This is a genomic window from Rhizobium sp. NZLR1 (assembly GCF_017357385.1).
Classification (GTDB): Bacteria; Pseudomonadota; Alphaproteobacteria; order Rhizobiales; family Rhizobiaceae; genus Rhizobium.
The window spans coordinates 1,570,988-1,592,648 of sequence record NZ_CP071632.1; the positions used below are offsets into that span (position 1 = coordinate 1,570,988).

The 21,661-nt window shown below is 60.8% G+C and carries 20 protein-coding genes; 5 read left to right on the forward strand and 15 right to left on the reverse strand.

Features of this window, described 5'->3' with window-relative positions; translation table 11 throughout:
- From J3O30_RS07880 to J3O30_RS07900, 5 genes are all read right to left on the reverse strand, one after another.
- Complete coding sequence (locus tag J3O30_RS07880; RefSeq protein ID WP_207583670.1) at window positions 1–945, reverse strand: peptidylprolyl isomerase; 945 nt, start codon at window positions 943–945, stop codon at window positions 1–3.
- Between the two features lie 188 nt (window positions 946–1,133).
- Window positions 1,134–3,461, reverse strand: a complete 2,328-nt coding sequence (locus J3O30_RS07885; protein ID WP_207583671.1) for an LPS-assembly protein LptD — start codon at window positions 3,459–3,461, stop codon at window positions 1,134–1,136.
- Complete coding sequence (lptG, locus tag J3O30_RS07890) at window positions 3,461–4,549, reverse strand: LPS export ABC transporter permease LptG (protein ID WP_207583672.1); 1,089 nt, start codon at window positions 4,547–4,549, stop codon at window positions 3,461–3,463. The genes J3O30_RS07885 and lptG overlap by 1 nt, the downstream gene beginning before the upstream one ends.
- Window positions 4,546–5,727, reverse strand: coding sequence for an LPS export ABC transporter permease LptF (lptF, locus tag J3O30_RS07895; RefSeq protein ID WP_207583673.1), 1,182 nt, complete (start codon window positions 5,725–5,727; stop codon window positions 4,546–4,548). The genes lptG and lptF overlap by 4 nt, the downstream gene beginning before the upstream one ends.
- 100 nt (window positions 5,728–5,827) lie before the next feature.
- A complete protein-coding gene (locus J3O30_RS07900; RefSeq protein WP_207583674.1) occupies window positions 5,828–6,601 on the reverse strand; it encodes a phosphatase PAP2 family protein in 774 nt (257 codons plus the stop codon).
- A 144-nt stretch (window positions 6,602–6,745) separates the two neighbouring features.
- Here J3O30_RS07900 and J3O30_RS07905 point away from each other — a divergent pair, with 144 nt between their 5' ends.
- Both J3O30_RS07905 and J3O30_RS07910 read left to right on the forward strand, forming a co-directional pair.
- The gene (locus tag J3O30_RS07905) at window positions 6,746–8,236 is read left to right on the forward strand and encodes a leucyl aminopeptidase (RefSeq protein ID WP_207583675.1); all 1,491 of its coding nucleotides are present in this window, start codon (window positions 6,746–6,748) and stop codon (window positions 8,234–8,236) included.
- Entirely contained in the window at window positions 8,236–8,685 is a 450-nt protein-coding gene (locus J3O30_RS07910) for a DNA polymerase III subunit chi (protein ID WP_207583676.1), read from the forward strand. Before J3O30_RS07905 ends, J3O30_RS07910 begins: the two co-directional genes overlap by 1 nt.
- 156 nt (window positions 8,686–8,841) lie before the next feature.
- Here J3O30_RS07910 and J3O30_RS07915 read toward each other — a convergent pair whose 3' ends face one another.
- The 5 genes from J3O30_RS07915 to J3O30_RS07935 all read right to left on the reverse strand — a co-directional run bounded on the left by J3O30_RS07915 (window position 8,842) and on the right by J3O30_RS07935 (window position 15,959).
- Window positions 8,842–9,768, reverse strand: coding sequence for a Gfo/Idh/MocA family oxidoreductase (locus J3O30_RS07915; protein WP_207583677.1), 927 nt, complete (start codon window positions 9,766–9,768; stop codon window positions 8,842–8,844).
- Between the two features lie 94 nt (window positions 9,769–9,862).
- Entirely contained in the window at window positions 9,863–11,905 is a 2,043-nt protein-coding gene (locus tag J3O30_RS07920; protein WP_207583678.1) for a prolyl oligopeptidase family serine peptidase, read from the reverse strand.
- Between the two features lie 69 nt (window positions 11,906–11,974).
- Window positions 11,975–12,817 carry a polysaccharide deacetylase family protein gene (locus J3O30_RS07925; RefSeq protein ID WP_207583679.1) on the reverse strand — a complete coding sequence of 281 codons (843 nt, stop codon included), beginning with the start codon at window positions 12,815–12,817 and terminating at the stop codon, window positions 11,975–11,977.
- A gap of 127 nt (window positions 12,818–12,944) precedes the next feature.
- Window positions 12,945–14,828: an ABC-F family ATP-binding cassette domain-containing protein gene (locus J3O30_RS07930; protein WP_207583680.1), complete on the reverse strand. Its 1,884-nt coding sequence runs from the start codon at window positions 14,826–14,828 to the stop codon at window positions 12,945–12,947.
- 81 nt (window positions 14,829–14,909) lie between these two features.
- On the reverse strand, window positions 14,910–15,959 hold the full coding sequence (locus J3O30_RS07935; RefSeq protein ID WP_207583681.1) for a GGDEF domain-containing protein: 1,050 nt from the start codon (window positions 15,957–15,959) through the stop codon (window positions 14,910–14,912).
- 806 nt (window positions 15,960–16,765) lie between these two features.
- Between J3O30_RS07935 and J3O30_RS07940 the strand changes: the two genes are divergently transcribed.
- Together J3O30_RS07940 and ndk are read left to right on the forward strand one after the other, a co-directional pair.
- A complete protein-coding gene (locus J3O30_RS07940) occupies window positions 16,766–17,455 on the forward strand; it encodes a glutathione S-transferase family protein (protein WP_207583682.1) in 690 nt (229 codons plus the stop codon).
- Between the two features lie 81 nt (window positions 17,456–17,536).
- A complete protein-coding gene (gene ndk / locus J3O30_RS07945) occupies window positions 17,537–17,959 on the forward strand; it encodes a nucleoside-diphosphate kinase (protein WP_179610847.1) in 423 nt (140 codons plus the stop codon).
- 88 nt (window positions 17,960–18,047) lie between these two features.
- Here the strand turns inward: ndk and J3O30_RS07950 are convergent, their stop codons facing one another.
- A complete protein-coding gene (locus J3O30_RS07950; protein ID WP_207583683.1) occupies window positions 18,048–18,551 on the reverse strand; it encodes a hypothetical protein in 504 nt (167 codons plus the stop codon).
- The gene (locus J3O30_RS07955; RefSeq protein WP_207583684.1) at window positions 18,548–19,093 is read right to left on the reverse strand and encodes a CGNR zinc finger domain-containing protein; all 546 of its coding nucleotides are present in this window, start codon (window positions 19,091–19,093) and stop codon (window positions 18,548–18,550) included. The genes J3O30_RS07950 and J3O30_RS07955 overlap by 4 nt, the downstream gene beginning before the upstream one ends.
- A gap of 65 nt (window positions 19,094–19,158) precedes the next feature.
- On the opposite strand from J3O30_RS07955, the gene J3O30_RS07960 reads away from it, so the two are divergent.
- Window positions 19,159–20,055, forward strand: coding sequence for a branched-chain amino acid ABC transporter permease (locus J3O30_RS07960; protein WP_207583685.1), 897 nt, complete (start codon window positions 19,159–19,161; stop codon window positions 20,053–20,055).
- A 1-nt stretch (window position 20,056) separates the two neighbouring features.
- Here J3O30_RS07960 and J3O30_RS07965 read toward each other — a convergent pair whose 3' ends face one another.
- The 3 genes from J3O30_RS07965 to pgsA all read right to left on the reverse strand — a co-directional run bounded on the left by J3O30_RS07965 (window position 20,057) and on the right by pgsA (window position 21,621).
- The gene (locus tag J3O30_RS07965; protein ID WP_207583686.1) at window positions 20,057–20,518 is read right to left on the reverse strand and encodes a molybdenum cofactor biosynthesis protein MoaE; all 462 of its coding nucleotides are present in this window, start codon (window positions 20,516–20,518) and stop codon (window positions 20,057–20,059) included.
- A gap of 261 nt (window positions 20,519–20,779) precedes the next feature.
- Window positions 20,780–21,034 carry a molybdopterin converting factor subunit 1 gene (gene moaD / locus J3O30_RS07970; RefSeq protein WP_207583687.1) on the reverse strand — a complete coding sequence of 85 codons (255 nt, stop codon included), beginning with the start codon at window positions 21,032–21,034 and terminating at the stop codon, window positions 20,780–20,782.
- On the reverse strand, window positions 21,031–21,621 hold the full coding sequence (pgsA, locus tag J3O30_RS07975) for a CDP-diacylglycerol--glycerol-3-phosphate 3-phosphatidyltransferase (RefSeq protein WP_164008748.1): 591 nt from the start codon (window positions 21,619–21,621) through the stop codon (window positions 21,031–21,033). The genes moaD and pgsA overlap by 4 nt, the downstream gene beginning before the upstream one ends.
- Between the last annotated feature and the right edge of the window lie 40 nt (window positions 21,622–21,661).

Below are 21,661 nucleotides of genomic sequence, written 5' to 3' on the forward strand. Positions count from 1 at the left end.
TCAGCGATAGGCGATCTGCGCCTTTTTGCGCAGTTCATCCAGATACTTCTTGCTGTTATCGTTTTCCGGGCTGGCGTCCTTGTCGGCCTTGGACTTGCCGAGATCTTCCTGACGGAACACCATTTCGGCCGCCTGGTCGTCGGAAACCTGGCGCTGGCTGCAGATTGCCAGATATTCGACGCCCTTGTCGGTGACGCGGGTCCCCGTCGTATTGCCTTTGGCCTGCTCGACCAGCGGCTTCCAATCCGGCGGGATCTCAGGGGCGAGCATGCGGCCGAGATCGCGCACGGAAACGTCGCGCATCGTTGCGGCAAAGACCTTCGCCTGATCGCAGCCCGGAAATTTCGAGCGCGACGCCTCGGCCTCACCCTTGCGCTTGCCGGTGATGGCATTGCGCTTGGCTTGCGGAACGACGAAGATGATCTGCTGCAGCATATATTCGGTGGTCACCGGCTTCTGCTTGTTGTTCTGCATCATGCGCGAGACGAGATCGTAGTTCGACAGCCGCGAGGTCGAACCGTATCGCGCGTTGACGACCCGCGGCCAGCTCATCTGCACGGCGATGAAACCCTTGAAATGGTCGACGCCAACGCCCGCGCGATCGAGGATCTGCGACATCTGCTCGACGGAAAGCTTGTTGCCGCTCGAAAAGCGGGCGAAAGACGCGTCGACGTCCTGTTGCGAAACCGACATATGGACTCGGGAAACTTCCTGGCGCTTGAGCGCCTCGTCGATCAATTGCTCCTCGGCAGCCTTGGCATCGGGTTTCGTATGCTGCAGGCGCATAAAGGCCTGGCGCTTGGCGACATCGCCGCTGGTGATGGCGGTACCGTTCACCACGGCCTTGACCTCACTTGCTGCAAGCGCTGGAGCGGCAACACCCGTCAGCAAGGCAATCGCTGCCCCGGCGAGGAACGTAGCTATAGCTTTTTTTGCGTCAATCATCTGTTGTTGACCTCCCAATAGCGCCGCGAGACGTTGTTCGCGGCGTTCTTACCATAGTGCGAGACACGCGGACATTCGCTTCCATCACGGCGCGAATCCCCTATGCCTCAGATATCGACTGGCGGCAATGTCCTGCACAGGCTTACGGCGAAAGAATGGCTTCAGGCCATGTTTGCGCTGTCCGCCCATCACTCGAGGGTGTCTGAGCCGATCTTGATGTCGCCGAGCGTGCGGAAGGTCAGCCGTGCGCCGATCGTCCAGTCGCTTGCCGTCTCGTCGCCGGAATCCCTGCTGTCGGTATACGCAATCGTGAAGATCGTGCATTCGTCGTCATAGGACAGGCCAAGCGTCCGGCGGCTGATCACATCATTATTCAGATCCCAGGCGATGCCGCCGAAAATCGACCAGTAATCCTTGAACTTGATTTTGCTGCTGGTCTGGAGCTCGTCATTGTCCGAGGCAAAGCCATATTCCGGCTGGGCGCTGAGATGGGTGAATGTCATCTGCGTGGAGAAGGTGTCGTTCTGGTAGGCCGTCGTCAGGTCGCCGCGGCGGAACTCGAAATTCTTCTCGTCGAGCCTGTACGAGCCCGTTACGGAAACGCCGAACGGTGTCTCGATACCGCCGAGGCCGACATAGTCGGAGCGAGTGGTTTCAAGGCCCGAATCCGCGCCGACATTGACAAGATCGTCGGTGGCAAACGAGTTCTGGCCGGCGATCTGATAAGACTGGCCGAAGATGCCGTGCAGCTTGTAACCGCTGTCAAACGTACCGGTGTACTGGACGCCGAGATTGGCGCGGGTGCCACCTTCGACGCGGTCGTAGCCCGAGAATTTGTCGCGGTCGAACAGTGAGGTGGCGTCGAAGACGAAGCTCTGCGCATCTTCGTTCGGCAGGCGGCCTGCGAGCTGCTCGTCGGGGCGGGCATAGATCTGCGCGATCGGCTCGAGGATATGGGTGCTGTTATCCGTCGTCATCAGGATCGGATAACGCATCTCCAGCCCGGCGGTGAACATCGAGCGGGTGGCGGAATTTCCGTCGCTGTAGTTGCCGGCGTAGCCTGTGGGGTCGTCCATATTCAGCGCGAAGGCGTCGCCGCGCGCCGCAAGCAGCGGCGTGATGACCAGGCCGGTCGGCGTGACGTAGGTGCGCTTCCACTGCAACTCGGTGGTCAGTCGCGACGTCTGGCCCTTCAGGCCGCGGAAGCGATCGAATCCGTCGACGGTATAAAAGTCGTCATGGGTGCGCGAAATATTCGTCAGGTTGACATCAGCCGACAGTTCGCCGCCTGCAAGCGGCTGCGGCGCTACATAGTGATAGTCGAGCGAGGGATAGACGATCGCCTGCTGTTTTTCGGCCGTGTTCGTTCGATCGGCATCCTGGACGTCGAAATAGAACGCCCGCATGTCGAAATAATTGCGTTTGCCAAGTCCGGTCAGGTAGATCTGGTTGGTGCGATCCGTGCCGGTGAAGTCCCGCAGCTTGTAGGTTTTCGAGAAATTGTTGTCGCTCTGCATCATGACGTCCCAACCGAACGTCCAGCGCGGATTGATACGGAATTCGGCCTTCGAGGCCACCATGCCACGCTGACTGGCTTCGGCATCGCTGGTGCCGGAGCTGAAATTGTCCGGCTTTGCCTGATCTATGCCGGCGACGCGCAGGATATGCGTGCCGTTTTCGAAGCGCTGGCGGAATTCACCTTCGATGAGGAAGCCCTGGGCGGTGTAGCCGGTGCCGGTCACCGTCGCGTCCATGCTCGGCGAGATCACGTAATAATAAGGAACGGAAAGACCGAAGCCGAGATTCTGCGACAGGCTCATCGTCGGGAAGAGAAAGCCCGACTTGCGCTTCACCGTATTGTCGGGAACTTCGATGAACGGCAAGAAGGCGATCGGATGGCCGAGCAGCTCGAAGCGTGCCCTCTCCAGACGGATCGTGTGCGTCACGCCGTTCTGGATCACGCGCTTGGCCTTGACCTGCCAGAACGGCGCGCGCTTCGGATCTTCGGCGCAGGGAAGGCAGGCGGTGTAAACGCCCTTGTTGAGAATCATCATCGTGCCGCCGACGCGCTGGCCGCTTTCAGCGACTATGCGGGTATTGTCGGCGGTTTCAATGCGCAGCGAGTTCAGGAACCCGTCGGCAAAATTGTCGGTCACGTCTAGGTTGTCGGCATAGATGCGGTTGCCGTCGGGGCTGACCAGCTCGACATTGCCGACCGCCATCATCCGGCCGGTCTTCTGATTGTATTCGACCTTCTGCGCGACCATTTTGTAGCCGGCATAATTGATCTGCACGCCGCCGACCGCCGACACCAGATCGGCGTCACGGTTATAGACGAGTTCATTGGCCGAAAGCAGAAGCTTGGCCTCTGCAGGAATTTTCTTTCCAATCGTTTGGTCGGGCGCGCTGACCTGGCCGTAGGAGACCGGGGCGCTGCCGAAATAGGAATATAGAGTCGCGCCGACGAGCAGGGCAACCAACTGTTTACTAAAATACTTGCGGTCGCCTGCCGCCACTAGCCGTCCTCCTGATGAAGCAGAATTGTCGCACCTAAAGCCAGCGCGACGATCACCGGTATCCACGTCGCCACGAAGGGGGGCACAACTCCACTGCTTCCGAATGCCTTTACAAGCACGGTGATGACATAAAGCATGAAGCCCGAAAGGATGCCACCCAGAATCACGGAGCGAGATTGGTTGAACCGGCTAAATTTCAGGGACACTGTTGCGGCAATGAAAGTCATCGCCACCAGCAGCAATGGCTGGGACAACAGAGAGTTGAATTGCGTCTCCAGCGCCTTGGTCGAGATACCGAAGGATTTGGCCGCGGCAATGCGGTTGGAAAGGTCAAAGAAACCAATTGTTTCCGGCGCCGTCAGCCGCTCCTGGACGAAGTCCTGTTTCAGATTGGTGCGAAGTTGAACCGAAGCTTTACGCACGGGGATTTCGCCAGCCTTACGCTCGACAACGTTGTTAAGTTGCCAGTAACCATCTTCCAATTTTGCCGTCGCGGCGTCCTGTCTCAGAATGACCTGGCCGCTTGAATCGAAATGGATCAGCACCGCGTCGATCAGCTTGGTTCCGTTCTCCTGAACCGTCTGGGCGCCGATGATGACGTCGTCCCGGCCACTGATCTGGCGCAGCCACGGAATCTGCGGCGCCTTGCGCAGAACCGCGTTCTCACCGCGCCAGTCCGATTCGACCAGCAGCGCCTGGCGTTGTCCCCAGGCGGCAAGCGGATTGAGCGCCGTCATCGTCAGCAAACCAAGCAGCAGCGACCCGGCGATGAAGGGGAACATGAACTGCCAGACCGAAATACCGGCTGCGCGCGTGACGACAAGCTCATATTTGCGGTTGAGCCCGATCAGCACCGTCATGCCGACGAACAGCGCGATGAAGGGTACCGTCTGCTGCAGGATAAGCGGCAGGCGCACGGCGGTCATCAGAATGCCGCCGCCGATCGTGTAGCCGGGCAGGCCGGACATGCGGCCTGCCGTCTCGCTGAAATCGAGGAGGAAAGAAATCGCCGAGACGCCGATCAGGAACCAGCCCATCGTCACCAAGTAGCGGCGAAAGAAATAACGCGACAATGTCCCGAATATCATTGGGCCGTATCCCCGTCGGTCCTGCCGGTCGCGGCAAGCAGCCTTTCCTGTCCCCGTCTCCAGAAAGACGAAATCCGGTCCCGGATGAACGATGGAATGGCCAGTCGTTTGTGCAGGCCGAGGAAGACGATCGAGACGATGCCGCTGACGATCGGTATGGCATAGAGAACGACGATATATTCAGGGTCGGTGTCGATCTGATTGGCCGCATAAAATGCCGCCCATCGCAGCGCGAAGGCATAGGCGAGCGCGCTCACCATCGGATGCAGCCGCGCTTCGCGGTGCGAGCGCGCATCGCCGGCGATCGCCAGCGAAAACAGGGCAAAGACGACAGGCAGGATCCAGTCCGTCAGCCGGCGATGCAGTTCGGCGGTGTAGCTCAGCGGCCGGATCGTATAATCCTTGTCGGCCGGATCCGGATTGATCAGGAACCACAGGTCACGGTCGCTGGCGCGCAGCGTCGCCTGGCCGCGGCTTTCCGTCATGTCCGAGAGGTCGAAGGAATAGGAATCGAAATTGATCACCGAGACATTGCCGTCGGGCGTTTTGCGGTGCACTTCACCCTCATGCATGATCAGCGTCGTGCCCGTATCGTCGACGGCGCCTTCCTTCGCATAATACACCAGCTCGTAGGCGGGGTCGCGCTCGTCGGCGACGAAAAGTCCCTTCAGCATGCGGCCGGCCATCCGCTTCGAGATCTGCACATAAAGGCCTTCATCAAGCTTGCGGAAGGTCTTTTCTTCGATCACCGAAGACAGCAGGTCGGCATAGGTCTCGGCGATCATCTGGCGCACGACGGTTTTTGCGCGCGGCTCGACGACGTTGTCGACAAAGAAGGAAAAGACGCTGACGACGGCGGCAAGCAGCAGGATCGGGCGGATCAGCACGCTGCGCCGCGCCCCGGCCGCGTCGATGACGGTGAGCTCGGAATCATTGTTCATCGTCGTCAGCGTCTGAGTGATCGCGATAACGAGGGCGAAGGGCAGCACGACGGGAATGATCGACGGCAGGATCATCGTCGCGAGCTTGGCGAACGTGCCAATCGACTGGCCGCTGTCGGTGACCAGATTGATGCGCTGCAAAACCTGAGTCGTCCAAATGATCGCCAGAACGGGCAGGAGCGCCACGAGAAACATCTGGCCGACGCGCCGCAATATGTATGTCTCGAGTAGTTTCATGCCTGCCCTTGAAAGCACCTGCAAGCCCAAACGGCTTTGCAGGAGAATCCCTCTACGCTCTTTGTCGCGCTTTTGCGACAAGCTGGTGTCAAAAATTCATTCAAATTTCAGAATTTTTTCGATGCTGTTGCGACTCAGTTAACGCCAGCAACGCGGCGAAGACGACAAGCGACGAAAGCCATCCGAGAACGACGTCGGAGAGGTAGTGCGCGCCGAAGGATAGCCGCATCGCCGGAGTGAGAATCGCGATTGCCGCCACAGGTGCAGCCAGTGCATAACGCAGGGATTTTGGAACGAAGAGCAGAAGGCAGAAAAGCCATCCGGCGCTCGCAGCCTCACCTGAGATGAACGAGCAGTTCGAAACGCATTTTCCGGCAAGCGAACCGGCTTCGACGAAATGCAGGGCACCGCCAAAAATGTCCGTCTGTATCGGCCTCGGCCGACCCCAATGTTCCTTGAGGACAACATTGACGAGCAGCACCGGCCCAATCAGCAGCGTTCCGAGCGCGACGTTCAGTTTGCGCGCCCGTTCGGCGTTGAAGGTTGCGCCATGCTGCTGGTGGCATTCGATGAGTTTCCACACCATCACGATCGCCACGACATAGGGCAGACGGAAGAAGACGGTGCGCAGAAGGTCGAAGTTCCCCGAGTCGCGATAGGGAAAGCCGCCGCAGATGCTGCCGGCGGCGGCAGCCGCGTCGCAATCTGCACGCACGAAAAAAAGCTGGGAAAAATAGATGTCTATCCCGGGGAAGGCGCGGAAGACGATAAGCAGCGCCCACCACGTCCAGAACAGCAGCACGAATGCACCGAAAGTCGTTTTCGGCAGGCGGATTGCTGGGCCCCGCCATCGATTTTTCGAAAAAATTGTCAACGCGAATATCTATGAAACTGACGAAAACACGAAGGCCCTGATGGCCGCGGGCGACCATAACAATTGTCGCAAGCCATTGACAGACCCGCCAAACGCGAAATTATCCGCCATGGACGGATTTCAAAGAATCCCAGCGGAGAAGACATGTCAGCAAAGTTCGAAATTGCATTCTCAAAATCGGCAAAGCTCAATGGCGGCCTGGCGATCCTGTTGAAGACTGCGGAGGCCGACAGCGCCGCAGGCACCGAAACGGTCGACCCTGCAGGCGTGATCGCCAAGGCTGCTAGGATCGCCCGATTCTCCGCGAAATCCATGAGCGCGCTCGATATCGTCGCCCCGGAAGGCGCATCCGTCGAGCGCATCGTCGTCATCGGGCTTGGCAAGGCCGCCGACCTCACCGCCCATGACTGGCTGAAGGCCGGCGGTATTGCGGCAGCGAGAATCAAGAATACCGACAAGGCCGCCGTCTTCATCGACGTGCCTGGCCTTGAGACGAGCGCGCGGGCAGCTGCCGATTTCGCGCTCGGCATGCTGCTGCGCGCTTACAGTTTCGATACCTACAAAACGAAGAAGAGTGACGACGAGGAAAAGGCGGCGAAATCCGTCAAGGTGACGATCGTCACCGCCGATCCGAATGGTCCCAAGAAGGCGTTTTCCGATTCCGAAGCGATTGCCGGCGGCGTCAATCTTGCCCGTGATCTCGTCAACGAGCCACCGAACGTGCTCGGCCCCGTCGAGTTCGCCGCTAAAGCGAAGGAGCTGGAAAAGCTGGGCGTCGACGTGGAAATCCTGACGGAGAAGGAGATGCGCCGTCTCGGCATGGGCGCCCTTCTCGGCGTCGCCCAGGGCTCCGTGCGTCCGCCGCGCCTGGCGGTCATGCAGTGGAAGGGCGGCAAGGGCAAGGATCGTCCCATCGCCTTCATCGGCAAGGGTGTCGTCTTCGATACCGGCGGCATTTCGATCAAGCCGGCCGCGGGCATGGAGGACATGAAGGGCGATATGGGCGGTGCCGCAGCCGTCACCGGCCTCATGCATGTTCTCGCGTCCCGCAAGGCCGCCGTCAATGCCATCGGCATTATCGGCCTGGTCGAGAACATGCCTGACGGCAACGCCCAGCGTCCTGGTGATATCGTCACCTCGATGTCCGGCCAGACGATCGAGGTGATCAATACCGATGCCGAAGGCCGCCTCGTGCTCTGCGATGCCCTCTGGTATTGCAACGATCGTTTCAAGCCGCAGTTCATGATCAATCTCGCCACGCTGACCGGCGCCATCATCGTGGCGCTCGGCAATGTGCATGCCGGCCTGTTCTCCAATGACGACCAGCTTTCCGCCCAACTGACGGCAGCCGGCCTTTCGACCAACGAGAAGCTCTGGCGCATGCCGCTTGGCAAGGACTACGACAAGCTGATCGATAGCAAGTTCGCCGACATGAAGAACACCGGCGGCCGACAGGCCGGCTCGATCACCGCGGCGCATTTCATCAAGCGCTTCGTCCAGGACACACCCTGGGCGCATCTCGATATCGCCGGCACGGCGATGGGCTCGCCGCAGGATGAGATCAACCAATCCTGGGGTTCCGGTTTCGGGGTGCGCCTGCTCGACGAGCTCGTTCGCGCTCATTATGAAGCCTGATGACCGACGTTCTCTTTTATCATCTGACCGAAACCAGGCTGGAGGACGCGCTTCCGCCGCTGATCGACAAGAGCGTCGAGCGCGGCTGGCGTGTCGCCATCCAGATGCGCGAGCCGGCGCGGCGCGATGTTCTCGACGCGCATCTTTGGACGTTCCGCGAGGAGAGCTTCCTGCCGCACGGCACCGACGAGGGCGATTTCGCCGAAAGCCAGCCGGTACTTTTGACGGTGACACCTGATAATGCCAATGCTGCGACCGTGCGTTTTATCATCGACGGCGCCGAGCCGCCGCCGGTCGATGGCTATGAGCGCGTGGTCTTCATGTTCGACGGTCACGACCAGGAGCAACTGGAGGCCGCGCGTGCACAATGGAAGAAGCTGAAAGGCGAGGGGCATAACCTCACCTATTGGCAGCAGACTTCGGAGGGACGGTGGGAGAAGAAGGCTTGAGCGGTTCACCGCGGTGGTGGCGCGTTACCGCCTCGAGCCTTTGTCGTCGTCGAGATTCGTGAGGATATTGAGCGGCACGATCCCCCCGGCTGGGTGAGCCAGGCCGTTGCCCGTCGCTGTTGACGGGCAACTCCTCGGCAAAGATTGCCAAATGGCTCAGTCGTGGAACGCGTCCACGAACTTCCGCTTGCCGAGCATGAAGGCGTCGGCGACGTGGCGCAGCGGCGCGAGATCGACATCCGAATTGCCGGCTTTGATGATTTCGGCGAAGCGACGGTAGAGCGAGGGATATTCCTGCTCCGGCTCGGCGAATGTCAGCGCTCCATCGATAGAAAGCTTGGCGCCGCCCTCGGCGAGAACCATCTGGCCTGCTGCCGTGTCCGCCACGATGTCCCAGCTCTGCTTGCCGGTCTGGCGCCAGTCGAATTCGGCATGAACCGGCAGGCCGTCGGCATCGCGGAAGCGAATGTCGGAAGCGATCGGCGCATCGCGGTTGTCGGGAAATTCGAGCACGGCCTCGGTGATGAAGATCGGCCGCGGCAGGATGTGGGTGACGATCGACAGCGCGTTGATGCCGGGATCGAAAACGCCGAGGCCGCCGGCCTGCCAGATCCAATCCTGGTTCGGATGCCAGTGGCGGACATCCTCCTTCCAGATCACGTGCACGCTTTTGATCGTCGTCGAAGCCAGAAACGCCTTGGCCGCCTCGACGGCCGGCGCATAGCGCGAATGCCAACTGGCAAACAGCGACGCACCCTGCTTGCTCGCAAGCGCCTCGAGATCGGCCACTTCGCTCAGCGTTGCGCCGGGCGGTTTTTCCAGGAAGACGTGTTTGCCGGCGACGAGGGCCTTATAGGCTGCCTCATAACGATATTGCGGCGGCATGCAGAGCGAGACGGCATCGACCGACGGCTCGGCGTCGAGCATCGCCTCGATCGTCGTATAGCTCCTGATGCCTTCGACCGTGCCGTGGCGGCTCGCCGTGGCGACAAGCTCGAAATCCGCGTTCTTGGCGATGGAGGGGAGGTGCTGGTCGCGGACGATCTTGCCGACGCCGACGATGGCGAGGTTGATTGGGGACATGGTATTTTCCAGCCTGTATGAAAAGTATGATTTATTGCGCTTTGTAGCAGAAAGAGGCGTGCCGACAAGCTCTCCTCCTCCATTCTGTTGGATACTAGCCCATGATGGTCTGGCGAAGGAAGCTGTAACCCATTGCCGCGCGGGCGGCGCGTTCTTCGGAATTGCCGTCGCCGCCATGCCCGCCTGAGCCGAATTCATGGAAGAGCGGCCGGTGTCCTTCTTCCTCCAGCCGCGCGGCGAAGCGGCGCGCATGCGAGGGATGCACGCGGTCGTCATTGGCGGAGCTTTCGATATAAATCGGCGGGTAGGTGATCTCGGTCGCCGGCCTGACATTGTGAAGCGGCGAATAACCGAGCATGAAATCCCGGTCCGCCGGCGTCTCCGGATCGCCGTATTCGTCCATCCAGGCTTGCCCTGCGCTGAAAAGGTGAAAGCGTGTCATGTCGAGCACCGGTACCTGGCACCAGACGGCGCCGAAATCTTCAGAGTAACGCGTCAGCATCACGCCCGTCAGCAGGCCGCCATTGCTGCCGCCCTGGCAGGCGATCCGCGACGGCACGGTATAGCCGCGGTCGACGAGGTCGCGGGCGATGGCGACGAAATCGGCAAACGCCCGGTCTCGCCCCTGCCGCTTGGCACTGCGATACCAGTCGGGCCCGAATTCGCCGCCGCCGCGGATATAGGCCTGCACATAGGCGCCGCCTTGTTCCAGCCAGCGTCCCGTCACCCCGGAATAGTTCGGCGACAGCGAGACGTCGAAGCCACCATAGCCGTAAAGCAGCACCGGCAGCGCCCCCTTGGTCCACTGCTTCGGCAGGACCAGCCGGTAGGCAACCTTGGTTCCGTCCTCGGAAACGGCCTCCAGCAGTTCGGATGACATACCGGTCGCATTGAAATAGCTGGGCGCCGCGGCGACGAAAATCGGCCCGGCCTCCTTGCTGCGGTCCGACAGCGCGAGGCGGTAACAGGCCGGAGCCTGCAGGAAACCCTGGCCAACGATGCAGAGCGTATCGTCGCCAAGATGCAGATCCGCATAGAGCGGCCTGAAATGAGCCGTCTGCATGTCCGCCGGCAGCGCGATCTCGCGCTGTTCGGCATCGGGCTTTGTCAGGTCCAGCACCAGGAGACGCGGACGCAGCCGATCGGAGATGATGAAGACGCACCACTCGCGCATCAGCATCATCTGCGAGATCGACTGGCCCTCGCCAGGCTGAAACAGGATCCGCGCCGGCCCGAGCGGAACCGTCTCCGAACTCGGATCGAAGCGCTGCAGCACGAGACTGCCGGTGGCAACGCGCTCATCGGTCTTTGCCCGCCAGAGGCAATGATCATGATTGAACTGGAAGTCCGCCTCCTTGGGCAGATCGATGCGCCGCCGCGTGCCGTCGTCGCCGATCAGGAACGCGCTGGCCACGCCGATCTCATGGGCGGCGACGAAAATGTCGATCAATCCGGCATCCGCCGAAGCGCCCGACAGGGCCGGGTCGATGACGAGATTAAAGCCGTAGACGTCCTCGTTTGCGGCTTCGAACATGACGGTGGCATCTTCTGGCCGCTGCCCGCGCTTCAATCGCCGCCCGACCCGTGGCCATCCGGAGCGGGTCGACGAAAATCGGTCGATGGAGCCGAAATAGCAGATCTCGTCGCGGCTCAGCCAATTGGCATGCGATCGTGCGGTCGGCGTATCGAAACCGCCCTCGACGATCTGCTTGCTCTCGGCGTCGAACTCGAGCAGCCGGTTAAGGTCGGAGCCGCCGTCGGAAAGCGTGAGCAGCACCCGCGTCGGCTCCCACGGGCAGGTAACCGCGCCGCGCCAGCTCCAGCGCTTGCCTTCACTGGCACAGAAGGCATCGAGATCGAAGACCGGCTCCCAATCGGCGTCCGGCAGCGGTTCCTGGTCGGCAGGCAGACGGAGCCAGACGCCGAGAGGATTGTCCTTGCTCTGCCGGAAATCGAACAGCCAGTCGCCGCGGCGCATCGGCACGATCAGTCTGTCCTGCCGTTCGATCAGCGCCTTGATCGCGTCCCGATCCCTGACGAATTCAGCTGTTCTGAGTGCAGCGTCGGACACCCGGTTATGCTCGTCGATAAACTGGCGGGTGCGCGGATCGTCGTCCGTTTCGAGATGAAGGTTCATGTTCGACCTGCCGGTTTCCGTTGACGTCGCTCAGATCTAGGCAGCCGGTCCAGGCTTGGCAACCCGGCTTTAACGGGTCGTCACGAAATCGGCCGAGGCAACGAGATTGTTCGGCGCCTGCGTCTTCTTGAACTTCAGCGTCACCACCTTGTAGCCTTCGGCTTCAAGGTCCGAAAGCAGGGTCGGCAGCATCGTTGCGGTGCGCTTGTGGATGTCATGCATCAGAATGATGCCACGGCCGCGCTTGCGCAGCAGGTCCATCGTCCGCTGAGTCACGGAGGCCGGTGTTGTGGCGAAATAGTCCTTGCTGTCGATATCGACATCCATGACTACCAAATCGCGCATGGCGATCGCGGCGCGCAGTCTGTGGTTCTCGGAAAGATAGGGGAAACGGAAAAAGGAAACGTCGGTCCCCGTCGCCTTGGTCACCGCCAATTCGCCCTTGATCACCTCGGCCATCGCCGCGTCGAAATCAAGCGCACTCAGGTTGGCGTGGTCATAGGTGTGACTGCCGATCGTGTTGCCGTCCTCAGCGACCTTGCGGGCCAGCGCCGGATGCATTTCGGCCATTTCGCCGACCATCATGAAGGCGCCCTTGACGCCGAACTGGTCGAGGATCGCCAGCACCTTGTCGGTCCGGCCCGGGATCGGGCCGTCGTCGAAGCTCAGGATCACTTCCTTGTCCTGCAGCTTGAGATCGGCGAGCGAGGAAACCTCCAGCGTCCGCCCGGCCAGACGGTGCCAGCCGGTCATGCGCGGGCCCGCATCGTCGCCGGCATAGCCAAGTTTCCGCCCCTCGGGCGCAATCACCGAGGAGGTCTTGATCGATGTGTCCGGGGACTGTTTGGTGGTGCTGCAGGCAGACAGGGTGGCCGTGAGGGCCATGCAAAACAGAATGAAAAAGCGATACATCGAAAGGGCTCAACAAATCGGTAACGAATGTTGAGACAACCTTTCGAATTATGGTTAACGATTGGTTGATGGTGGCCGGAATTGTGCCGATGCGCGGCACTTCGCCGCGTTTCGGCGACAGCTGTGGCTATCCCGCCATCGCTTCTTCGTATTCGGCCGAAAGCATCAGCCAGTCTTCCTCGGCCGCAGCCAGCTTGGCCGCAGCCTCGCCGCGCTGCTTTGCCTTTTCGGCGGCTTTGGCGGGCGTCTTTTCATAGAGAACAGGATCCGCAAGTTCCGCGTCAAGCGCCTGAATCTGTTTCTCCAGCTTCGCCGTCAAGGATTCGATTTCGTTGATCTTTTTCTTCAGCGGCTTCAGCGACGCCCGCCGTTCGGCATTGAGCTTGCGTTGCTCCGCCTTCGACGTCGCGTCTTCAATTAGCTGCGGTTTTTCTTCTTTTTTTTTACCTGAACTGACGATCAGGTCGCGATATTCGTCCATATCGCCTTCGAAGGCGGTCACCGTGCCGGCGTTGACCAGCCACAGCCGATCGACCGTCGCCTCGATCAGATGGCGATCGTGCGAAATCAGGATGACGGCGCCTTCGTAATCGTTCAGCGCCTCGATCAACGCGCGGCGGCTGTCGATGTCGAGATGGTTGGTGGGTTCGTCGAGGATCAGCAGGTTCGGCGCATTGAAGGCGGCGAGCCCCATTAGCAGGCGGGCCTTTTCGCCACCGGAAAGATCCTTGGCGGCCGTCGCCATCTTCTCGGTGGCAAGCCCCATCTGTGCGACGCGGGCGCGCACCTTGGCCTCCGGCGCGCCGGGCATCAGCCGGCGCACATGTTCGACCGGCGACTGCTCGGGAATGAGGTCGTCGAGCTGGTGCTGCGCGAAGAAGCCGATCTTCAGGCTCGGCGCGATTTTCACTTCGCCGCTATCCGGCGCAAGCCGGCCGGAGATGAATTTGGCGAAAGTCGACTTGCCGTTGCCGTTCGAGCCGAGAAGAGCGATGCGATCGTCATTGTCGATGCGCAGGTTGAGGTTCTTCAGGATCGGATTGCCGGGTTCGTAGCCGACGGCGCCGCTCTGGATCGCGACGATCGGCGATGCCGGCTGCTTTTCCGGCTCGGGAAAGGTGATCGGCGTGACGTGGTCCTCGATCACCGCGGCGACCGTTCCCATGCGCTCCAGCGCCTTGACGCGCGACTGTGCCTGCCGCGCCTTGGAGGCTTTGGCCTTGAAGCGATCGATGAAGCCCTGCAGATGTTTGCGGGCCGCGTCGTTCTTCGCCTTGGCCTTCGTCTGCAGCTCGTCGGCCTCCGCCTTCTGCCGCTCGAACTGGTCGTAACCGCCGCGATAGAAGGTGAGCTTCTTCTGATCGAGATGCACGATCGAATTGACCGCGTTGTTCAGGAGGTCGCGATCGTGGCTGATGATGATGACGGTGTGCGGGTAGCGGCGGATATAGTCTTCCAGCCACAATGTACCTTCGAGGTCGAGATAGTTTGTGGGCTCATCGAGCAGGAGCAGGTCCGGCTCGGCAAACAGCACGGCTGCAAGGGCAACGCGCATGCGCCAGCCGCCGGAGAAGGAGGAGGCGGGGCGGGCCTGCGCCGCCTGGTCGAAGCCGAGGCCGGCGAGAATGCTCGCCGCCCGCGCTTCGGCCGAATGCGCGTCGATATCGACGAGGCGCATCTGGATTTCGGCGATGCGGTGCGCATCGGTTGCCGTTTCCGCCTCAGTGACGAGCGCCGTGCGTTCCTTGTCGGCGGCAAGCACGATCTCGATCAGGGCGTCCTCGGTCGCCGGCGCTTCCTGTGCCACCTGGCCGATGCGGGCGGCCTTCGGGATCGATACCGATCCGCTCTCGGAGCCGAGATCGCCGGTGATGACGCGAAACAGCGTCGACTTGCCGGCGCCGTTGCGTCCGACCAGCCCCGCCTTGGTGCCCGAAGGCAGCGAGACGCTGGCATTGTCGAGAAGCAGGCGCCCGGCGATGCGGGCGGAAATGTCGGTAATCGTGATCATGGCGGCGTTTTGGCCGAAAGCGCCCGCCAAGGCAAGAGCGCTTAAGCATACTTGCCCTGCGCCAAGGAATGCTTGTGTGCCTCAGTGGCCGAAAGCCTGCACCGGCCGTCGAGGATTGGACTGCGCTGCGAGAAGCGCCACGCGGGCATTGGCCTGCAATTGCCCCGGCGTTGCCGCATCGGTGCTGAGCGCTACGCCGATCGAGATGGTCAGCCGGCCGCGATCGGCCTTGTCGGATGTCGCGAAGACCAGATTGTCCTCGACCGAGGCGCGCAGCCGCTCGGCGATAGCGATTGCGTCCTGCATGCCGACATTGGCAAACAGCAAGGCAAATTCGTCCGCCTCGGTGCGGGCGACGAAGTCGTTTTTCTTGACCGATTTGCGGAAGAGGCCGGCGAGCTTCTTCAGCAGCTTGTTGCCGGCCTGGGTCCCATATGTGTCGTTGAGATCGGTGAAATTATCGATATCGACCATGATCAGCGCGCTGCCGGCAGCACCCTCTTCGCGCTCGTAGAGATCGGCGATCGTCCGGTTCAGCGCGATGCGGTTCGGAAGCCCGGTGATCTTGTCGGCCACAGCGGCCGATTGCATTGCCGAAATGCCGCGCTCCAGCGTTTCCAGCGCCTTGATGTCGTCCTGCAGCCTGGCGCCGATTTCCATCTCCGCCGACAGCACCGTTGCGAGCGAGGCGGTGAGGTAATCGATCTCGCTGAGGAAGGCGGCAAGGCTCTGGTCGTCGTTTCCGGAAACGGATTTCAGGATCGTGGCGCAGGCGCGTGCAAAGGCATCTCTGTGCCTCAGCCCTTCGGTAAGCCTCTCGGCCACCTCGCGCAGCATCCGGCTCGCCTCGTTGCGTGACGTCTCGCCGGCCAGCCCGCAATGGCTGACGAGCCGGTATTTCAGGCCGAGTTCATCGAGCATCGCCTGCTGCGGCTGGGACCCAAGTGCTGCAATATCCTGCGCAAGGCCGGCATTGAGCCCGATAATCGCCTCGTGGAAGAGTTCGTAATTGCGTGGCAAGGCGGCGACGTTGAGGCGTGCCAGGTGCTGGGCGATCCTCTGAATGTCCGTCATGGGCGCCGGGCGCACCGCTTCGCGCGGCACCAGTGCGTTTGCGCTTGCATTCTGCATGACGATCCCTCGCTGCCCGGCCTCATTTCCTGCATTCATGCCTGCAAGCTTTTAAAAGAGGCTGAATTTTCAACGGGAAGCCCGGGATTTACGGCATAAGCGGTTAATGCAGTCTTGATGGCACCCGCCACCTGCCTTTGCGCGTGCGGACAGAAGACCTTCCTCGCGATAGAGCCGGTAGATACGATCGGCGCCGGACGGCTCTCCGTCTCGCCGAAGCAGGGTGAACAGCCATCGGTAGTCGAAACGCTGTCGCGCTACTCACCATCAATCTCCTCACGCCAAATGAAAAATGTGAGAATCGGATTTTTGAGTAGGAACTCCCTATTTTCTTTATTTTTGCGCAGTTCTCGCCAGGACCGCGTAAGGAGATAACTCCCGACGCTGAATGGAAGCAACGCAACGATAAAAAACCAAAATACCGTGTATACAGACCTGTAAATCCCGTGTGTGTTTTCTACACCGCCATTCAACAGCTGCACAGCATACGCTCCTGCGAAGCAGAAGAAGAAAGCTACCAGACAGATAAGATTTAGGCGTTTTGTCACAGCGTCCTCCGAAGAACCCCGCGCTCAAGCATGCGGTGTCCGCTCTATCCAATCTGCACTACGCCCCGCCCCAACCGCAGCCTATATAGGCGGCAAACATCCTGTAATGCCTGAGCATCCGACCCCTCCTGCTGTCGTATCGGCAGTCTATGCCGTTTGTCCAGAAATCGGAGTGATGGCGCCCATGAAATTTCCTGATTTGATTACGGGCGCTTTCTGTCGTGCAATGGATGAAGCTGCGATCTCGAAAGGACTGGTATGACCAGAGCTCTCTATTCTCTTTGCGGCGCCGACGAGCGGCGCTTCTTTTCGCCCCATTGCTGGAAGGCGGTGATGGCGCTGGCGCATAAGGGGCTCGATTTCGAGGAAATCCCGACGACCTATACCCGCATCCGCGCAATCGGTGGCGGTGTCTCGCAGACCGTGCCCGTTCTCGACGACAACGGCCGGCTGATCCCCGACAGTTTCGACATCGCCCTCTATCTGGAAGAAGCCTATCCCGAGCGGCCGTCGCTGTTTAACGGCGAGGGCGGCAAGGCGCTGTCGCGCATGGTCGAGGGTTATTCGCAGATGATCATCCATCCCTCAATCACGCGCATCGCCCTTCTCGACATCCACGCCAACCTCGACGAAGGAGACAAGGCCTATTTCCGCGAGAGCCGCGAGGTCAGGCTCGGCAAGCCGCTGGAGGTGATTGCCGCCGACAGCGAAGCGGAGAAGGCCGCCTTCGGCGCCAAGCTGGAGCCGCTCCGTCACATGCTGAAGTTCCAGCCCTTCATCGGCGGGCAGACGCCGCTCTTTGCCGACTATATCGTCTTCGGCGCGCTGCAATGGCTGCGCGTCTCCGCCGGCCTCGCCATGCTGGCCGCCGACGATCCCGTCATGCTCTGGTTCGAGCGCTGCCTCGATCTCCATGAAAGCCGCGGCAGGACTGTGACAGCGGCGTGAAATTGCCGTCGACCCCTTGTTTTCGGGCGTTGGGGCGGGTAAAGACCGCCCACTTTTCCCGAGAAAACAGAGGATTTGACTATGGCGATTGAACGCACCTTCTCGATGATCAAGCCGGATGCAACCAAGCGCAACCTGACGGGTGCCATCACCAAGATGCTCGAAGATGCCGGCCTGCGCGTCGTCGCCTCCAAGCGCGTCTGGATGAGCCGTCGCGAAGCTGAAGGCTTCTACGCCGTTCACAAGGAGCGTCCCTTCTTCGGCGAACTCGTCGAAGGCATGACCTCCGGCCCGACCGTCGTTCAGGTTCTGGAAGGCGAAGGCGCCATCCTCAAGAACCGCGAAATCATGGGCGCGACCAACCCGGCAAACGCTGACGAAGGCACGATCCGCAAGGTCCATGCCCTGTCGATCGGCGAAAATTCCGTTCACGGCTCGGATGCTCCGGAGACGGCTGCCCAGGAAATCAAGTACTGGTTCTCCGATACCGAAGTCGTCGGCTGAGGCAACGTTTCTGCATTGCCCGGCAATGCCTTGAATTGACTCTTAAAAGCCGGGGCCTCGCTCCGGCTTTTTCCATGCCGAATAGCCTCTATGCGGGGCACTTGTCGGTATTCGAAAAATCGACGCTGCCGTCAGGCTTGAAGACCTCCGGGTTTTTGTCATAAAGCGCACCGAGGACGAGCGGCTTGCTCGGCAGCACAGTCTGGTCAAGGTCGGAGCGGAACTGCGTCTTCAATTCCTGCAGGACCTTGCCGTCCTTGTCGACCAGCCGGACACTGACGGAATAGGGACGGTCCTTGCGCACGCAGTGGAGTTTTTCGCTCTGCAGCGCAATTTTGTCGTCGATCGGGTAGATTTTCTGGTTCAGCACCAGCGGATCGCCGCCCTCAGGATTTTCGAATTCGGCGATGATGAGAGAACCGTCGGGGATGGGACCCGTCTTCTTCAGCGTCAGCAGATAGGTGGCGCTTGCCACGCGATAGTTGAAGACGAAGAGATGGCCGGTGACTTCGACCAGGTCTTCAGCCTGGCGCTGGCAGGCAGACATCAGAAGGCTGGCCGCTGCCGCCGTTATGATCAAATGTTTTCTCATGGCGTCTCCTCCTTCTTGCGGCGATAATACCGGTTCGCCTTGGCGCGGTTGCCGCAGACCGCCATGTCGCACCAGGCGCGGCTCCTGTTCTTGCTGCGGTCGATGAACAGCCAGCCGCAATTGCCGCAGATCTTCATGCGTTCCGGATCGGGCATGGTGATCAGCCGCAGCACCGAATGCGCGGTCGCCGCCGCCAGGCTGCCGCGGCCTGCTTCGCGCAACACCTTCGCCAGCGCTTCCAGCAGCAAGGCCAGCAATTGGTCATCGCCGCCCTTGAGTATACGCTTGCGAAAATAGAGGTCGATCGCTTCCCGCAGCGCGATGAAATCCGTCTCGTTTTCCGCCGCCACCGGGGCGATATCGCCGAAGAGGGCGCGTTCGGCGCAGAATTCGGCGGCGGCATGCGGAAAGTCCCGCATCTGGTCCCGAACCGCGAAGCGGTCGATCCGCCGCGTCGCATCATGGCGCAGCACGACGCTGTTGGCGACATCGAGCGCCAGGGCGCCGCCGGCAAAGCGGTGAGGGGTCCAGGAAAAGCTCATGGTGAAATTATAACTGGTGAAATAACTTTTGCCAGTTATAATTTTGGTGACGTGGAGTGTCTGGAATGGCCTATCTTCTGCAGCAGTTGGCGAATGCGGTTCCGCTCGCTGCTCTCTATGCCGCGCTCGCCTTCGGTTATGCCGTAGCCTTCGGCGTGACGAAGCGGGCCGATATCACCTATGGGGCGATTTTCGCCTTCGCAGGCCAGATCCTGCTGCTCTTCACCGAACTCGCCTTCAACCGCCTCTGGCTGGTACTGCCGGCCGCCCTTGCCGTCGGCGCCTGCGCTTCCATCGCCTATTCGCTGGGGGCGGGCTTGTGGATCGGCCGGTCGATCATGCTGCCGCTGGTCAACAAATCGCCGAATACGGTCATCGTCGCCGCCCTCGGCATCATGATCGTGCTGATGGAGACCGCCAGGCTTGCCGCCAATACCCGCACCATCTGGCTGCCGCCGTTTCTGAACGATACGGTGATCTTCTGGAGTGACGGCCCGTTCAAGGTAACGCTCACCTATATCCAACTGATCGACACCGCGCTGATGTCAGCCATCGTCGCTGTTGGAACGCTGATCCTCAGGCGCACAGCCTGGGGCCGCATCTGGCGCGCCGTCACCGACGACCCGCTGGCCGCCGAGCTCTGCGGCACCAGCGCCAACCGCGTCTTTCTCGTCGCTTATGCGGCAGCTAGCCTCGTCGCCACGATTTGCGGAATCCTCGCCACCTTCTATTACGGTTCGATGGATTTCGGCGCCGGCCTGATGTTCGGGCTGAAGGTGCTGCTGATTGCGGCTGTCGGCGGCTATTCCGATCCGCTACGCTCGGCAGGCGGCGCCGCCGGCCTCGCCGTCGTCGAGACCATGTGGGGGGCCTATGGCCCCTTTGTCTGGCGGGATCTGGTGATCTTCTCGCTGCTCGTCCTGGTCTTGGTCATGAGCCGCAGGGAGCGAGTCACGCTCTAATTCATTTCCATTTGTCGCGCGCCGCGTCGTCGGCGTCTCTCGCCGTGACCCACTCGCCGGTGGCGCCATCCCGACCATGCTCCTTCTTCCAGAAGGGGGCTGCGGTCTTCAGGAAATCCATGACGAAATTGGCGCCGTCGAACGCCGCCTGCCGGTGCGGCGCCGCTGCAATGACGAGCACGATATTCTCGCCCACGGCGATCTTGCCGTAACGGTGGATGGCGGTGAGGCCGAGAAGCCCGAAACGGGCAATGGCGAGATCGCCGATGCGGGCCATCTCCGCTTCGGCCATGCCGGGATAATGTTCGAGTTCGAGCGCCGAGAGCGCCCCGCCTTCATCGCGGCAGAGGCCGGAAAAGGTGACGACGGCGCCGATGCCGGGCCTGTCCTTGGAGAGGCGGTCGACCTCGGTTTGAAGGTCGAAGTCCTCATCCTGGACGCGGATGGTGGGGGTGATGATCATGATAACATCCCCAACTGTTTTGATGCAGTAGCGGAAACTATGGAGAGGGCGTGCCCTGCCAACCCTCCTCTGCCTTGCCGGGCATCTCCCCCACAAGGAGGGAAATTACGGGCGGCTTGACCATCGTGCCCATCTTCTGTTTTTCCGGGCTGCGAGGTTGATTGGTTGGGGAAGTTCGTGCTTCCAGCCAATCTCCCTCCTTGTGGGGGAGATGTCCGGCAGGACAGAGGGGGGTAGCGACACGGCACCACCATCACTGTCTCACCCCCCCGTCATCGGAGGAAATATCCCGATCTCGCGCGCGCCTGATATCGGCTCGTCATGCTCGACATGCTCCATGTCGAGCGCCACGCGGATCACCTCGGGATATTGAAGCGCGGTCTCATATTCTTCGCCCAGCGTCTTCAAATGATTCAAGAGATCGGTAACGGTAACGACGGAGGAGGGGAGGTCGATATCCTCCTCGCTCTTGCCGATGCGCTCACGCACCCATGCGAAATAGACCAGCCGGGTCATTCCTCGTTATCCACGATATGTTTCACCCCGGCGCGGAAATAATCATAGCCGGTATAGATGGTCAGCAGCGCGGCGATCCATAAGAGCGCGATGCCGGTCTGCGTCGTGTAGGGGAAAATCTCGTCGCCGGCCGGGCCGGCGAGCAGGAAGGCGATGGCGACGAGTTGCAGCGTCGTCTTCCACTTGGCGATGCGCGTCACCGGCACGCTGACCTTCAGCGCTGCCAGATATTCGCGCAAGCCCGATACCAGGATCTCACGGCAGAGAATGGTGATCGCAGCCCAGATCGACCAGCCGGCAATCGTCTGGTCGGCGGCGACCAGGAGAAGGATCGAGGCGACCAGCAGCTTGTCGGCGATCGGATCGAGCATGCGGCCGATATTCGACGTCTGGTTCCAGATGCGCGCGAGATAGCCGTCGAGAAAATCGGTGATCGAGGCGATGACGAAGATCCACAGCGCCACCCAGCGCGCCGTGTTGCTGATCGACAGCTTACCCTCGATGAAGAAGCAGAGAACGATCAGCGGTACGGCGAGAATACGGCCGTAGGTCAGAAGATTGGGAATGCTGTACGCACGCGATGCCATGGGATCGTTTCTCTGAATTGATGCGCCGCTACAGCGCCGC